Annotated in this window: 12 protein-coding genes and 2 pseudogenes; 12 read left to right on the forward strand and 2 right to left on the reverse strand. The window is 73.5% G+C overall.

Annotated features, from left to right (window positions below; translation table 11 throughout):
• Positions 1 to 237: 237 nt before the first annotated feature.
• Positions 238 to 1,455 (reverse strand): amino acid deaminase/aldolase, encoded by a 1,218-nt coding sequence (locus tag AB0A97_RS41135; RefSeq protein ID WP_361161090.1) that lies wholly within the window; start codon positions 1,453 to 1,455, stop codon positions 238 to 240.
• Between the two features lie 226 nt (positions 1,456 to 1,681).
• Between AB0A97_RS41135 and AB0A97_RS41140 the strand changes: the two genes are divergently transcribed.
• The 4 genes from AB0A97_RS41140 to AB0A97_RS41155 all read left to right on the forward strand — a co-directional run bounded on the left by AB0A97_RS41140 (position 1,682) and on the right by AB0A97_RS41155 (position 6,214).
• A complete protein-coding gene (locus AB0A97_RS41140; protein WP_361161093.1) occupies positions 1,682 to 3,025 on the forward strand; it encodes a hypothetical protein in 1,344 nt (447 codons plus the stop codon).
• Positions 3,022 to 4,185 (forward strand): type VII secretion-associated serine protease mycosin, encoded by a 1,164-nt coding sequence (mycP, locus tag AB0A97_RS41145; protein WP_361161096.1) that lies wholly within the window; start codon positions 3,022 to 3,024, stop codon positions 4,183 to 4,185. The genes AB0A97_RS41140 and mycP overlap by 4 nt, the downstream gene beginning before the upstream one ends.
• A 444-nt stretch (positions 4,186 to 4,629) precedes the next feature.
• Complete coding sequence (locus tag AB0A97_RS41150; protein WP_361161099.1) at positions 4,630 to 5,385, forward strand: SseB family protein; 756 nt, start codon at positions 4,630 to 4,632, stop codon at positions 5,383 to 5,385.
• A gap of 100 nt (positions 5,386 to 5,485) precedes the next feature.
• Positions 5,486 to 6,214 (forward strand): MIP family channel protein, encoded by a 729-nt coding sequence (locus tag AB0A97_RS41155; RefSeq protein ID WP_361161102.1) that lies wholly within the window; start codon positions 5,486 to 5,488, stop codon positions 6,212 to 6,214.
• A gap of 83 nt (positions 6,215 to 6,297) precedes the next feature.
• On the opposite strand, the gene AB0A97_RS41160 is transcribed toward AB0A97_RS41155, so the two are convergent.
• Complete coding sequence (locus AB0A97_RS41160; RefSeq protein ID WP_125057285.1) at positions 6,298 to 6,696, reverse strand: DUF1844 domain-containing protein; 399 nt, start codon at positions 6,694 to 6,696, stop codon at positions 6,298 to 6,300.
• A gap of 418 nt (positions 6,697 to 7,114) precedes the next feature.
• Here AB0A97_RS41160 and infC point away from each other — a divergent pair, with 418 nt between their 5' ends.
• The 8 genes and pseudogenes from infC to AB0A97_RS41200 all read left to right on the forward strand — a co-directional run.
• Positions 7,115 to 7,729: a translation initiation factor IF-3 gene (gene infC / locus AB0A97_RS41165; protein ID WP_125049771.1), complete on the forward strand. Its 615-nt coding sequence runs from the start codon at positions 7,115 to 7,117 to the stop codon at positions 7,727 to 7,729.
• A 124-nt stretch (positions 7,730 to 7,853) separates the two neighbouring features.
• Positions 7,854 to 8,048 carry a 50S ribosomal protein L35 gene (gene rpmI / locus AB0A97_RS41170; RefSeq protein ID WP_361161105.1) on the forward strand — a complete coding sequence of 65 codons (195 nt, stop codon included), beginning with the start codon at positions 7,854 to 7,856 and terminating at the stop codon, positions 8,046 to 8,048.
• Positions 8,049 to 8,153: 105 nt separating this feature from the next.
• Entirely contained in the window at positions 8,154 to 8,537 is a 384-nt protein-coding gene (gene rplT, locus AB0A97_RS41175; protein WP_030017690.1) for a 50S ribosomal protein L20, read from the forward strand.
• Positions 8,538 to 8,637: 100 nt separating this feature from the next.
• Positions 8,638 to 9,492, forward strand: coding sequence for an RNA methyltransferase (locus AB0A97_RS41180; RefSeq protein WP_361161110.1), 855 nt, complete (start codon positions 8,638 to 8,640; stop codon positions 9,490 to 9,492).
• Between the two features lie 41 nt (positions 9,493 to 9,533).
• Positions 9,534 to 10,667 carry an ATP-binding protein gene (locus AB0A97_RS41185; RefSeq protein WP_361161113.1) on the forward strand — a complete coding sequence of 378 codons (1,134 nt, stop codon included), beginning with the start codon at positions 9,534 to 9,536 and terminating at the stop codon, positions 10,665 to 10,667.
• A 141-nt stretch (positions 10,668 to 10,808) separates the two neighbouring features.
• Entirely contained in the window at positions 10,809 to 11,933 is a 1,125-nt protein-coding gene (gene pheS / locus AB0A97_RS41190; protein WP_361161116.1) for a phenylalanine--tRNA ligase subunit alpha, read from the forward strand.
• Positions 11,933 to 14,386 (forward strand): annotated as a pseudogene (gene pheT / locus AB0A97_RS41195) (phenylalanine--tRNA ligase subunit beta); the annotation flags it as partial. The gene pheS and the pseudogene pheT, both read left to right, overlap by 1 nt.
• A pseudogene (locus AB0A97_RS41200) lies at positions 14,377 to 14,480 on the forward strand (YebC/PmpR family DNA-binding transcriptional regulator); the annotation flags it as partial. The pseudogenes pheT and AB0A97_RS41200, both read left to right, overlap by 10 nt.

Here is a 14,480-nt window from a genome sequence, read left to right on the forward strand (position 1 = left end):
CACCCCCCAGGTCATCCGTTCGACAGGGGGACACAGTCATGCCGGGCCCGGAGGCCAGCGGCCCTCTTGCAGGACCGCGGAAAACATAACGGGGACCCCCGTCGACGGTGCCCCGGCGCCTTGCGATCGGCTCGGCTTCCGAAGTACGGACGAAAGAGCCGAGACGTAGCGAAGCGGAGTGCACCAGACGCCGCGCGGCCGCTCTACGGGCGAACGACGCGCATGTGACGACAGGCCCTACAGGAAGGTGCGGCCCTCCCCGCGATACGTCGGCACCGTCGCCACCACCCGGTCCCCTTCGACCAGGTGCAGCTCGGCGAACCGCTCGCACAGCTCACCGGCCTTCGCGTGCCGGAACCACACCTTGTCGCCGAGCCGCAGCACGCCCGTGGCCGGCCCCAGCAGCGGCGTCTGCACCTCCCCGGCCTCCTCCTGCGGGTCGTAGCGCAGCCCCTCGGGCAGATACGGCACCGGCGACCGGTCCCGCCCCGCGACTCCGGACGCCGGATAGCCGCCGCCCAGCACGGTCACGACACCGTCCCCCGGCCGCCGCACCACCGGCTGCGCGAACAGCGCCGCCGGACGGCCCGAGAACGACCGGTAGTTGTCGAACAGCCGCGGCACGTACAGCCCCGACCCCGCCGCGACCTCGGTCACCGCCGCCTCCGCCGCCGTGTGCTGCACGCTGCCCGTACCGCCGCCGTTGACGAACTCCAGGTCCGGCGCCTCGGCCCGCACCGCGCGCACCACCTCCCAGCGCCGCCGCGCGAGGTCCCGGCGCGCCGCCGTCTGCATCGCCCGCACGGCCTGTGAGCGCAGCGGATGTCCGGGCACCGCGTCACCCACACCCGCCACATGCCCCTCGTACGCCATCAGGCCCACCACCCGGAACCCCGGGCGGCGCGTCACCGCACGGGCCAGCGCGGCCACCTGCTCGGGGCGGCTCAACGGTGAACGCCGGGCGCCCACCCGCACCCGGCCGCCCAGCGGCCGGTAGGCGGTGTCCCACTCCAGGCACACCCGCACCTCCTCGCCGCCCCCCGCGGGCCGGGCCGCGTCGATCAGCTCCAGTTGCGCCACGTCGTCGACCAGTACGGTCACCGCGCCGGCCAACTTCGGACCGGCGGTGAGTTCCCCGAACCCCGCCCGGTCCGCCGACGGATACGCCAGCAGGACGTCCTCGAATCCCGACCGGGCCAGCCACAGCGACTCGGCCAGTGTGAAACTCATGATCCCCGCGAAGCCGTCCCGCGCCAGTGCCCGCTCCAGCAGGGCCCGGCAGCGCACCGACTTGCTCGCCACCCGCACCGGCTTGCCCTGGGCACGCCGCACCAGATCGTCGGCATTGGCGTCGAACGCCCCCAGATCGACGACGGCCAGCGGCGCGTCGAGACCGGCGGTGGCCCGGTCGAGGCGGGCCCTGTCACCAACTGCGTCGCACGAGTACCGGGACATGGCCCGCAGCCTGCCAGAACAGGCTACGGGTGGGTAGGGGGAGGGAACACGACAGACCGGGCGCCGGACGTCCGGCCACGGCGGACGAGTTGGAGCACCGGCGGCGCCAGCCCGTAGAGTGGCGGACGCCGCAACCAGCAGGTCAGCGGTGTGATGTCCGGATACGAACCACCCTGCCCCGATTGCCGGTCGGGCCGGTGGAACACAGGCGCGAGGGGGAGCGCGGGTGAGCACCGAAGCCGACTTCGCCGACGCGTCTCGCCTTCCCCGCACCCCGCCCCGGGTACCGGCACCGCCCACCGAGGACCCGCAGACCGCCGTCCTGCGCCCGGTCCCGCCGGAACGGCCCGCCGAGCCCGGCCCCGGCCCCATGCCGCCCGCCGCGCCCGCCACGGCCCCGCCCCGCCCCGCGACTCCGGCAGCGGCCCCGCCCCGCCCCGCGGCCCCGGCGGCGCCCCTCGCATCCGCGGACCCCCCGCCCCCCGTCGGCATCCCACCGCTGCCCACCCACGCCCCGGCTCCGGCCCGTACGGACGCCGCGCCCACGCCTGCCCCCGCCCCGCCCCGTACGGACCCGGCGCCCACGCCCCCTCCGGTCCCCGCCCAGGCCCCGGCGGACCGTTCCGCCACACCCCGCGACACCGCCGCCTTCCACCTCGCCAACAGCGAAGCGTTCTGGAACGGCCCCGGCGCCGCCGAAGCGCACCCGAACACCCCGCCACGCCCCACCCAGCCCCCGGCCGGGGCCGCACCGCCCCCCACCGGAACCCCGCTCTCCGGCCCGCCCCTGCCACCGGCCCCGGCCTGCCGCGCCAGGCTCTCCCGGCGCTCCGCGCTCGCCGCCGCCGGACTCGTACTGGGCCTCGGCCTCGTGGCGGGAGCCACCGCCGGCACCTGGCTCGCCGACGACACGGGCGGCAGCCCCGCCGCCGAAGCGGTCTTCGCCCAGGGCCGCGAGGTCTGGCACAGCGCCCCCGTCGACACGCTCTTCCCCCGCACCCTGAACGGCGTGGGCACCGGCCCCGGCGGCGCCGACCGCACCTGGATCCGGGCCGCCGTCGCCCCCGACAGCGGCTGCGCGGGCGCCTTCGACCCACTGCTGGCCAAGGCACTCGCCCCGGTGGGCTGCCACCGCCTGGTACGCGCCACCTACGTCGACGTCACCCGCACCAACCTCGTCACCGTCGGCGCCGTCGCCACCAAGGCCGACCGCACCGCCATGCAGGACCTGCGCCGCCGCTTCGCCAAGGAGCACCTCGACACCCGTACGGACCTGATGCCCGGCCCGTACGCCGCCAAGGGCACCCCCGCCGCCGACTTCGGGCCCGCCCAGCGCGCAAGCTGGAGCATCCGCGTCCTCGACGATCTGCCCGTCGTCGTCTACGCCGTCTCCGGCTTCGCCGACGGCCGTACCGTCGACGACCCGCAGCCCGCCGCCGAAGCCACCCGCGCCGGTGCCACCACCGCCCCCGCCGAAGCCGGACTGGGCCACGACGCCAAGGCCGTCAGCGAACGGATCGAGCAGACCTTCCGCAAGCAGGCCGCCAAGGGAACCACGGAGCCGCAATGACCAGGAGGCCCCTGCTGCGCGCCGTCGGCGTCACCCTGTCCGCCGCCGCGCTGACCGTGCTGCCCACCCTGCCCGCCCACGCCGACGGCATACGCGCCCAGGAATGGGCGCTGAACGCCCTGCACGCCGAGAAGGCATGGGAGACCACCAAGGGCGACGGCATCACCGTCGCCGTCCTGGACACGGGTGTCGACGCCGACCACCCCGACCTTCAGGGCCAGGTCCTGCCCGCCAACGACCTGGTCGGCTTCGGAGCGAGCCCCGGCGACAGTTCCTGGGCCGAGCACGGCACCGCCATGTCCGGCATCATCGCGGGCCACGGCCACGGCGCCGACCGGGCCGACGGCGTCGTCGGCGTCGCCCCCGAGGCGAAAATCCTCCCCGTCCGCGTGATCCTCGAAGACAGCGACCCGCAACGTCGGCGCGCCCGCACCGAACGCGCCGGCGCCCTCGCCGACGGCATCCGCTGGGCCACCGACCACGGCGCCGACGTCATCAACCTCTCCCTCGGCGACGACAGCCGCTCCGCGCACCCCGAACCCCGCGAGGACGCCGCCATCCAGTACGCCCTGGGCAAGGGCGTCCCGGTCATCGCCTCGGCCGGCAACGGCGGCAAGGACGGGGACCACGTCTCCTACCCCGCCGCCTACCCCGGCGTGATCGCGGTGACCGCCGTCGACCAGTGGGGCTCCCGCGCCGACTTCTCCACCCGCCGCTGGTACGCCACCGTCTGCGCGCCCGGCGTCGGCGTCGTCATCGCCAACCCGGACCGCAAGTACTACGAGGGCTGGGGCACCAGCGCCGCGTCCGCCTTCGTCTCCGGCGCGGTGGCACTCGTCCGCGCCGCCCACCCGGACCTCAGCCCCGCCCAGATCAAGAAACTCCTCACCGACACCGCCCAGGACGCCCCTGAGGGCGGCCGCAACGACGAACTGGGCGCCGGCCTGGTCGACCCGGCAGCCGCCATAGAGGAAGCCGCCACCCTCAAGCCCACACCCCAGAAGCCCGAACCGGCCACCCACCCCGAGCAGTACTTCGGCACCGGCCCCACCGCCGCCCCGGGGACCGACGACGCCGGGTGGCTCCCGTGGACAGCGACGATCACCGGCACAGCCTTGATCACCGCCTCCGCCATCTTCTTCTGGCGCAAGCGCACCTGACCGGGGCCTCAGCCACGGACACCGCTGCACCCGGCAACCCACCGAACCGGTCCCAGCCGAAACGGCGCCGCACCCAGCCACTCACCTCACCTCCCCACGACCTTCCTCCCCACCCTTCCCACGGAAGGGGGCGGGCCGGAGCGGCCTGCCGCGCAGACCCGCCCCCGAACTTTGACAGCCCCGCGCAGCGGCCCCCGCCCGCCGCAGGCACAACGGACCCGCACCCGGCAGCGAACCGGCACCGGTGCCCCGGAAACCCGCGTCCCAAGGAGCGCCCCGCAAGCGCAACGGACCCGCATTCGAAAGCAATCCGGCACCGGCGTCCCGGAAACCCGCGCCCCGAGGGGCGCCCCGCAGGGCGCGAACGGACCCGCACCCGGAAGCGGACCGGGACCACCCGGCCCGAACCCCGGGCCCAAAGGGCCCCCCGCTACGCTCAAGAGCGTGCTCAAGAACATCCCCACCTCGGACTTCTCCGACGACGACGGCACCGCCGACCCGGAACTCGCGGCCGCCCTGGCGGCCCACGCGGCCGCGGTCGCGGCCCATGCCCCGGACCGGGCCGCCGCCACTGAGGCTCGGCTCCTGCCCCTGCTGAGCCGGGCCCGGCTCCTCGTCCCGGTCGTCGCCGTCCTCGGCGAGGTGGAGACCGGCCCGGACGGTCTGAAGCGGGAGAAGACCAGCGACATGGCCGTGCCGACGCTGCAGGCCCCCGGCGGCCGCCGCGCGCTGCCCGCCTTCACGTCCATGGAGACGCTGCACCGCTGGCGCCCGGACGCCCGCCCGGTGGCCGTGCCGATGCGGCAGGCCCTGCTGGCCGCCGCCCACGAGAAGGCGGACACGATCGTCGTCGACCTGGCGGGTCCGGCGACGTACCAGCTCACCGGCGCCGCGCTGCGCGCCCTCGCGGAGGGCCGGGAGAGCAGCGACCCGCGCGAGGACCCGGCCGTCACGGACGCGCTCCGCGCCCTGCTGGCCGCCGAGCCGGACGTCCTGGCCGCCCGCCTGGACCCGTCGGCGGAGGCCGACGCCACCCTGGCCCTCGGGCTCGCCCCGGAGGCCGCGCCCGCCGCCGTCGCGCAGCGGCTGGCCGAGGCGCTGGCCGCCGACGAGACGCTGCGCTCCCGGCTCGTACGCGGCCTCGACCTGGCCCTGCTGCCGCCCGGAGCCGACACCGCCGGAGCCTTCTTCACCCGCTGACGACCTGGACCGCGGGCCTCCGGCCTCCCGCCAACAGGCGGAACCCCGTGACCGGCCGCACAATGCGAAGGAGAGAGCAAGATCCGCGCGAGGAGGCCCCATGGAGACGACAACGGAGACCCGCACGGTCGTATCCGAGTTCCTCGGGACGTTGCTCCTGGTGTTCTTCGCCGTCGGCTCCGCGGTGCTGGCCGGCGAGTACATCGGAACCTTCGGCATCGCCCTGGCATTCGGCTTCACCCTGTTGGCCCTGGCGTACGCGCTCGGCCCGATCTCCGGCAGCCACGTCAACCCGGCGGTGACGCTCGGCATGCTGCTGGCGCGCCGCATCACCCCCCGTACGGCGGTCGAGTACTGGATCGCCCAGTTGCTGGGCGGCATCGTCGGTGCCGCGCTGCTGTTCCTGGTCGCCAAGCAGGTGCCGGGCCTGAAGACCAGCGAGGCGTTCGGGTCCAACGGGTGGGGTGACCGCTCGGCCGTGCACATCAATCTCGGCGGCGCCTTCGTGGCCGAGATCGTGCTGACGTTCCTGCTGGTGTTCGTGGTGCTCGCGGTGACGCACCGGGTGGCGGTGGTCGGCTTCGACGGCCTGCCGATCGGCCTGGCGCTGGCAGTCGTGCACCTGGTCGGCATCCCGCTCACGGGGACGTCGGTGAACCCGGCCCGCAGCATCGGCCCGGCCCTGTTCGCGGGCGGCGGCGCGCTGTCGCAACTGTGGCTGTTCATCGTGGCGCCCATGATCGGCGGCGCGCTGGCCGCGGTGGTGCACCAGATCACCCACCCGCCGAACGAACCGAAGCTGGTCGCGGACGAACGGTCCGCGGTCTGAACGATCGGCCCACCGTCCCGACGCACATGAAGGGCCGCCCCCGGCACCGAAGCCGGGAGCGGCCCTTCCGTCCGCCCTGCGGGCTACCCGTACACCGGCCCCGTGAACTTCTCCCCGGGCCCCTGCCCCGGCTCGTCCGGCACCAGCGACGCCTCGCGGAAGGCGAGCTGCAGCGACTTCAGCCCGTCCCGCAGCGGAGCGGCATGGTACGAGCCGATCTCGGTCGCGCTGGCCGTGACCAGCCCGGCCAGCGCCTGGATGAGCTTGCGGGCCTCGTCCAGGTCCTTGTGCTCGCTGCCCTCCTCGGCGAGCCCGAGGTTGACCGCCGCCGAGGACATCAGGTGCACGGCCACCGTGGTGATCACCTCGACGGCCGGTACGTCCGCGATGTCGCGGGTCATGGCGTCGAAGTCCGGGTTCGCGGGGGCGGCGGGGCCGCCCGGCTCCGCCGGTCCGGGCTGCTGCGGGGTCTGGTCACTCATGGCTCGCGCTTCACTTCCTGCTCAGGGGTCTGCCCAACCTTAGGCCCCGCCCGCGCGCGGCCCCGGCCCGCCCCGTACAAGAGGGCGGCTCATCCCGCACACGAGGGAGGCCCGCCCCGCACACGAGTGGGGTCCGCTCCGCGGCTCGTGTATTCTGGGAATCCGACCGGTCGAGCACTGATGTGCCCGACCCACAAGTGGAGGCTCCGATCTCCCACCCGAACCGACCTCACGGTCGGCGGGTCAACGGTCCGGCTGCGCCCCGCGATGACATCGCGGCGGTGCTCCTGATCCATTGAGGAGCCCCGCCTGTGTCCCGTCCGGGGCGTTTTTCGTTCTCCGGCGCGGTTGGTCACATCGAAACAGACGTTACGCGGCAGTCCGCCAGGCCGTCGCGTGGTGCTACCGAGGAGGATCCATCAGCGCCGAGCCCCGCATCAACGACCGGATTCGCGTCCCTGAGGTGCGACTCGTCGGTCCCAGTGGCGAGCAGGTCGGCATCGTGCCGCTTGCCAAGGCCCTGGAGCTTGCGCAGGAGTACGACCTCGACCTGGTCGAGGTGGCGGCGAACGCCCGTCCGCCGGTCTGCAAGCTCATGGACTACGGGAAGTTCAAGTACGAGTCGGCCATGAAGGCCCGTGAGGCGCGCAAGAACCAGGCGCACACGGTCATCAAGGAGATGAAGCTCCGGCCGAAGATCGACCCGCACGACTACGACACCAAGAAGGGTCACGTCGTCCGGTTCCTCAAGCAGGGTGACAAGGTCAAGATCACGATCATGTTCCGTGGTCGCGAGCAGTCCCGTCCCGAGCTGGGCTTCCGGCTGCTGCAGCGCCTCGCGGAGGATGTCCAGGACCTGGGGTTCATCGAGTCGAACCCCAAGCAGGACGGCCGCAACATGATCATGGTCCTCGGTCCGCACAAGAAGAAGACCGAGGCGATGGCCGAGGCCCGCGAGGCGCAGGCCGCCCGCAAGGCGGAGCGCCAGGGTCCTGCCCCGGAGCAGGACGTCGAGGAGCCCGCCGAGGCGTGATCCAGGGCGCGAGCCCCGGACCGCGCCGGGGTCGCCCCGGACGGACAGCAACCGATACATCTGACGCCCCCGGGCGCCGGTCCCCGGGCCGGTGGGGGCGCCATCCAAGAGGAGAGAACGGCGCATGCCGAAGAACAAGACGCACAGCGGTGCCAGCAAGCGCTTCAAGATCACCGGCTCCGGCAAGGTGATGCGGGAGCGCGCCGGCAAGCGCCACCTGCTCGAGCACAAGTCGTCCCGCGTGACGCGTCGCCTCACCGGCAACGCCGAGATGGCCCCGGGCGACGCCGCGAAGATCAAGAAGCTTCTCGGCAAGTAAGTCCTGTCCGCCCCGCCCCCAGGGCGTGGCACAGGACCCGGACCGGGACCCATTCGATTCGGGCCGTGTGACGACCACCACGGCCCCGCTACAAGGAGTTAACAAGTGGCACGCGTCAAGCGGGCAGTCAACGCCCACAAGAAGCGCCGGGCGATCCTCGAGCAGGCCAGCGGCTACCGCGGCCAGCGTTCCCGCCTCTACCGCAAGGCGAAGGAGCAGGTCACCCACTCCCTCGTCTACAACTACAACGACCGCAAGAAGCGCAAGGGCGACTTCCGTCAGCTGTGGATCCAGCGCATCAACGCCGCTGCCCGCGCCAACGGCATGACCTACAACCGCTTCGTGCAGGGTCTGAAGGCCGCCAACATCGAGGTGGACCGCAAGATCCTGGCCGAGCTCGCGGTCAACGACTCCAACGCGTTCGCCGCGCTGGTCGAGGTGGCCCAGAAGGCGCTGCCGAGCGACGTCAACGCCCCGAAGGCCGCCTGAACCGGCCTGAGGCACGTTTGTCACGGACCCGCAGGCCCCGGCCTGCGGGTCCGCCGCTTTCTGCACGCCCCCACCCACCCGAAGAAGTGAGCCGCCGCCCATGGGCACCCCCGAGTTGATCTCCCCGCGTTCCGCACGCGTCGCCGCCGCCCGGCGGCTGGCCCGCCGCAACTTCCGCGGCAAGGAGCGCCGGTTCATCGCCGAGGGCCCGCAGGCCGTACGGGAAGCCGTCGAGCACCGCTCCGGCGGCGAGCGCACGCTCGTCGAGCTGTTCGCCACCCCGGAGGCCGCCGAGCGGCACGCGGAGATCGTCGACGCGGTGCGGGCGGCCGGTGTACCGGTCCGCTTCGCCGACGACGCGACGATCGCGGAGCTGTCCCAGACCGTCACCCCGCAGGGCCTGCTCGGCGTCTGCCGGTTCCTGGACTCGCCCTTCGAGGAGATCCTGGCCGCCCGGCCGAAGCTGGTCGCGGTGCTCGCCAACGTACGCGACCCCGGCAACGCCGGTACGGTGCTGCGCTGCGCGGACGCCGCGGGCGCCGACGCGGTCGTCCTGACCGACGCCTCCGTGGACCTCTACAACCCGAAGTCCGTACGTGCCTCGGTCGGCTCGCTCTTCCACCTCCCGGTCGCCGTGGGCGTACCGGTCGAACGGGTGGTCGGTGGGCTGCGGGACGCCGGCGTACGCATCGTGGCGGCCGACGGCGCGGGCGCCGACGACCTGGACGCCGAGCTGGACGCGGGCACCATGAGCGGCCCCACCGCCTGGGTGTTCGGCAACGAGGCGTGGGGACTGCCGGCGGAGACCCGCGCACTGGCGGACGCCGTGGTGCGCGTCCCCATCCACGGCAAGGCCGAGAGCCTCAACCTGGCCACGGCCGCCGCCGTCTGCCTGTACGCCTCGGCCCGCGCCCAGCGCACCACCGGAGGGTGCCGCTCCGCCTCGCGCGGCTAGTAGGGTTGCGTGCCCGGGGGGACCGGAAGGGGGTAGCGGGGATGGGTACGAGGGCATCCGGTACGACGGTCGCCGCCGAACCCTGTCCGGACGGCGGCACCGTACCCCTGGGGACTGATCCTTCCGGTGCCGGGCTCCACCCGGACGACCTGCCCGACGGCCTGGTCGTCGCCGACGAGCGCGGCCGCGTCGTCTGCTTCAACGCCGCCGCGGCCCGGATCACCGCCATCGACCCGCACGACGCGCTGGGCCGGCCGCTGGAGAAGGCCCTGCCGCTCCAGGACATCGAGGGCCGCCGCTGGTGGCAGCTGACCGACCCGTACGGGGGACTGGCGATCCGCAGCGGCCAGCCGGAGCGCAACCTGCTGCTCGGCGGCCGTGAGGTGCTGGTCTCCGCGCGGTACGTCCGCAGCCACCCCACCGGCCCCGTCCGGCGGCTGGTCGTCGCACTGCGCGGCACCGAGGCGCGGCGCCGCACCGAACTGAGCCACGCCGAGCTGATCGCCACCGTCGCCCACGAGCTGCGCTCGCCGCTGACCTCGGTGAAGGGCTTCACCGCCACTCTGCTCCAGAAGTGGGAGCGCTTCACCGACGACCAGAAGCGCCTGATGCTGGAGACCGTGGACGCGGACGCCAACCGCGTCACCCGGCTCATCGCCGAGCTGCTGGACATCTCCCGCATCGACTCGGGCCGGCTGGAGGTGCGCCGCCAGCGGGTGGACATGGCCGCCGCCGTGCGCCGGCACGTCGAGGCACAGGCGACGGCGGGGCACCTGCCCGACCGTTTCCTGATCCGCACGACCGGGCCGCTGCCCGATCTGTGGGCGGACCCGGACAAGGTCGACCAGGTGCTGGGCAACCTGCTGGAAAACGCGGTGCGCCACGGTGAGGGAACCGTCACCATCGAGGTGGGGCCGGCACCGAGCGGCTCCGGAGCGGAAGGGACGAGCGTCACCGTGAGCGACGAGGGCCCCGGCATCCCCGAGGAGTCGATGAGCCGCGTCTTCACCCGCTTCTGGCGGGGCAGCAAACGCGGCGGCACCGGCCTGGGCCTCTACATCGTCAAGGGCATCGTCGAGGCCCACGGCGGCACCGTCACGGTCGGCCGCGCGCCCGCCGGCGGCGCCCTGTTCCGATTTATCCTGCCCGTCGGGACCCCGGCCTTCATGGCCTGAGCGGCGCCCGGCGGGCCCACCCCCGTCGGGGCTCGGATGAGGCGCGGCCGCCCTGCCCCGTAGACTGCACCTTTGGCACCTTTGGCACTGCACACGTCGGGGGCAAGCCGCGCGCCAAGCCCATCGGAAGCACGGGAAGAGATGTCCGCACCCAATAAGTCGTACGACCCTGTCGAGGTCGAGGCCCTGAAACCGGAAGAGATCGCCCGCATGCGGGACGAGGCGCTCGCCGCCATCGCCGCCGCCGGTGACCTCCAGGCGCTCCACGAGGTGAAGGTCGCGCAGACCGGCGGCACCTCGCCGCTGGCGCTGGCCAACCGCGAGATCGGCGCGCTGCCGCCGCAGGCCAAGGCCGAGGCCGGCAAGCGTGTCGGCCAGGCCCGCGGCCAGGTGAGCCAGGCGCTCAAGAAGCGCCAGGAAGAGCTGGAGGCGGAGCGCGACGCCCGGGTGCTGGTCGAGGAGGCGGTGGACGTCACACTGCCGTACGACCGCGCCCGCGCGGGCGCCCGGCACCCGCTCACCACCCTCTCCGAGCGGATCGAGGACGTCTTCGTGGCCATGGGCTACGAGGTCGCCGAGGGCCCCGAGGTCGAGTCGGAGTGGCTGAACTTCGACGCCCTGAACCTCTCGCCCGACCACCCGGCCCGCACCACGCACGACACGTTCTTCGTGGAGAACGCCGCGACCGGCGCCGACCAGTCCGGGGTGGTGCTGCGCACCCACACCTCGCCCGTGCAGATCCGGTCGATGCTCGACCGCGAGCCGCCGCTGTACGTGGTCTGCCCCGGCCGCGTCTACCGCACCGACGAGCTGGACGCCACCCACACCCCGGTGTTCTCCCAGGTCGAGCTGCTCGCCATCGACGAGGGCCTGACCATGGCGGACCTCAAGGGCACCCTGGACCACATGGTCAGGGCGCTCTTCGGCGAGGGCATGCAGACCCGGCTGCGGCCGAACTACTTCCCGTTCACCGAGCCGTCCGCCGAGATGGACATGGTCTGCTACGTCTGCCGCGGCGCCTCCGTCGGCGACCCGGAGCGCCCGTGCCGCACCTGCTCCAGCGAGGGCTGGATCGAGCTGGGCGGCTGCGGCATGGTCAACCCGCGGGTGCTGGTCGCCTGCGGCGTCGACCCGGAGAAGTACAGCGGATTCGCCTTCGGGTTCGGCATCGAACGGATGCTGATGTTCCGCCACAACGTCGAGGACATGCGAGACATGGTCGAGGGTGACGTCCGGTTCACCCGGCCTTTCGGGATGGAGATCTGATGCGGGTCCCGCTTTCTTGGCTGCGGGAGTACGTCGACCTGCCGGACGGCGAGTCCGGCCGGGACGTACAGGCCAAACTCGTCGCCACCGGTCTGGAGGTCGAGACCGTCGAGCAACTGGGCGCCGGTCTGGAAGGCCCCCTGGTCGTCGGCAAGGTGCTGACCATCGAGGAGCTGGAGGGCTTCAAGAAGCCGATCCGCTTCTGCACGGTCGACGTCGGCCAGGCCAACGGCACCGGTGAGCCGCAGGAGATCGTCTGCGGCGCCCGCAACTTCGCGGTCGGCGACAAGGTCGTCGTGGTCCTCCCCGGCGCCACCCTGCCCGGCGACTTCAAGATCGCCGCGCGGAAGACGTACGGCAAGGTCTCGCACGGCATGATCTGCTCGGGCGACGAGCTGGGCATGGGCGACTGGGGGTCCCCCCAGACGGAGTCTGGGGGAGGTCCGGGCGGCATCATCGTGCTGCCCCCGGAGTACGAGCCCGGCACCGACGCCATCGAGCTGCTCCAGCTCGTCGACGAGGTGCTGGACATCGCCGTCACCGCCAACCGCGGCGACTGCCTGTCCCTGCGCGGCATCGCCCGCGAGGCCGCCATCGCCTACGGCCTGCCGCTGCGCGACCCCGCGCTGCTGGACGTGCCGCCGCCGAACTCCTTCGGCTACCCGGTCAAGGTCGCCGACCCGATGGGCTGCGACCGCTTCACGGCCCGTACGGTCGTCGGTCTCGACCCGGAGGCGCGCTCCCCGATCTGGCTCCAGCGTCGCCTGCAGAAGGCCGGCATGCGCCCGATCTCGCTCGCCGTGGACGTCACCAACTACGTGATGCTGGAGCTCGGCCAGCCGCTGCACGCCTACGACCGGTCCCGGGTGGACGGCGCGATCGGGGTGCGCCGCGCGGAGCCCGGCGAGAAGCTGACGACCCTGGACGGCACCCAGCGCGTCCTGGACGCCGGTGACCTCGTCATCACCGACAACCGCGGCCCGATCGGCCTCGCGGGTGTGATGGGCGGCGCCAACACCGAGATCGCCGACGCGGTGGCCGACCCGGAGACCGGCCTGGTCAACGGCACCACCGAGGTCGTGGTCGAGGCCGCGCACTTCGACGCGGTCTCCATCGCCCGCACGGCCCGCCGCCACAAGCTGACCTCCGAGGCGTCCAAGCGCTTCGAGCGCGGTGTGGACCCGCAGGCCGCGTCCGCCGCGGCGCAGCGCACCGTCGACCTGCTGGTGCTGCTCGCGGGCGGCACCGCCGAGGCCGGCGTCACCGAGGTCGTCTCGCCCAGCGGGCCGCGCACGATCACCGTGAGCGCGGACCACCCGGACCGCGTCGCGGGCGTCACGTACGGCCGCGAGACCGTCGTACGCCGCCTCCAGCAGGTGGGCTGCGACGTGTACGGCCAGGACGAGCTGGTCGTGACGGTGCCGTCCTGGCGGCCCGACCTGACCGACCCCAACGACCTCGCCGAAGAGGTCATCCGCCTGGAGGGCTACGAGAACCTGCCCGCCACGCTGCCGAAGCCGCCCGCCGGGCGAGGTCTGACGGAGCGTCAGCGGCTGCACCGCCGGGTCGGCCGCGCGCTGGCCGGCGCCGGCTACGTCGAGGCGCTGAACTACCCGTTCATCGGCGAGACGGTGCTCGACCAGCTCGGCATCGAGGACGACGACCCGCGCCGCCGGGCCGTGCGGCTGGTCAACCCGCTCTCGGACGAGGAGCCGCTGCTCCGTACGACGCTGCTGCCGGGCCTGCTCGGCGCGCTGCGCCGCAACGACGGCCGCGGCTCGCACGATCTCGCGCTCTTCGAGACCGGCCTGGTCTTCCGGCCGACCGGCGACGAGAAGCCGTCCGTACGGCTGCCCGTCGACCGCCGCCCGAGCGACGAGGAGATCGCCGCGCTGGACGCCGCGCTGCCCGAGCAGCCGCGCCGCGTCGCGGCGGTGTTCGCCGGGGCCCGCGAGCAGGACGGCTGGTGGGGCAAGGGCCGCCCGGCGACCTGGGCGGACGCCGTCGAGGCGGGCCGCACCGTGGCGCGTGAGGCGGGTGTCGAGCTGATCGTGCGCCAGGACCAGCACGCGCCCTTCCACCCGGGCCGCTGCGCGGCGCTGCTCGCGCTGATCGACGGCGAGGAGGTGCTCGTCGGCAACGCCGGTGAGCTGCACCCGCGCGTCACCAAGGCGCTCGGCCTTCCGGAGCGCACCGGTGCGATGGAGATCGACCTGGACCGGGTCGAGCGGGCCGGCTCGGGCGCCGTCCAGGCTCCGCGGATCTCCACCTTCCCGGTCGCCACCCAGGACGTCGCGCTGATCGTGGACGCGTCGGTCCCGGCGGCGGAGGTGGAGGCGGCGCTGCGCTCCGGCGCGGGCGACCTCCTCGAAGCGCTGCGGCTGTTCGACGTGTTCACCGGCGAGCAGGTGGGCGAGGGCAAGAAGTCCCTGGCCTACGCGCTGCGCTTCCGGAGAAGGCGAAGAAGAGCTCGGTGCCGAACAAGAACATCGACTCCGCGGTCAAGCGCGGCGCGGGCCTGGAGGCCGGCGGCGCCGACTACGAGAC

This window comes from Streptomyces sp. NPDC045470 (genome assembly GCF_040646595.1).
In the GTDB taxonomy this organism is placed as follows: domain Bacteria; phylum Actinomycetota; class Actinomycetes; order Streptomycetales; family Streptomycetaceae; genus Streptomyces.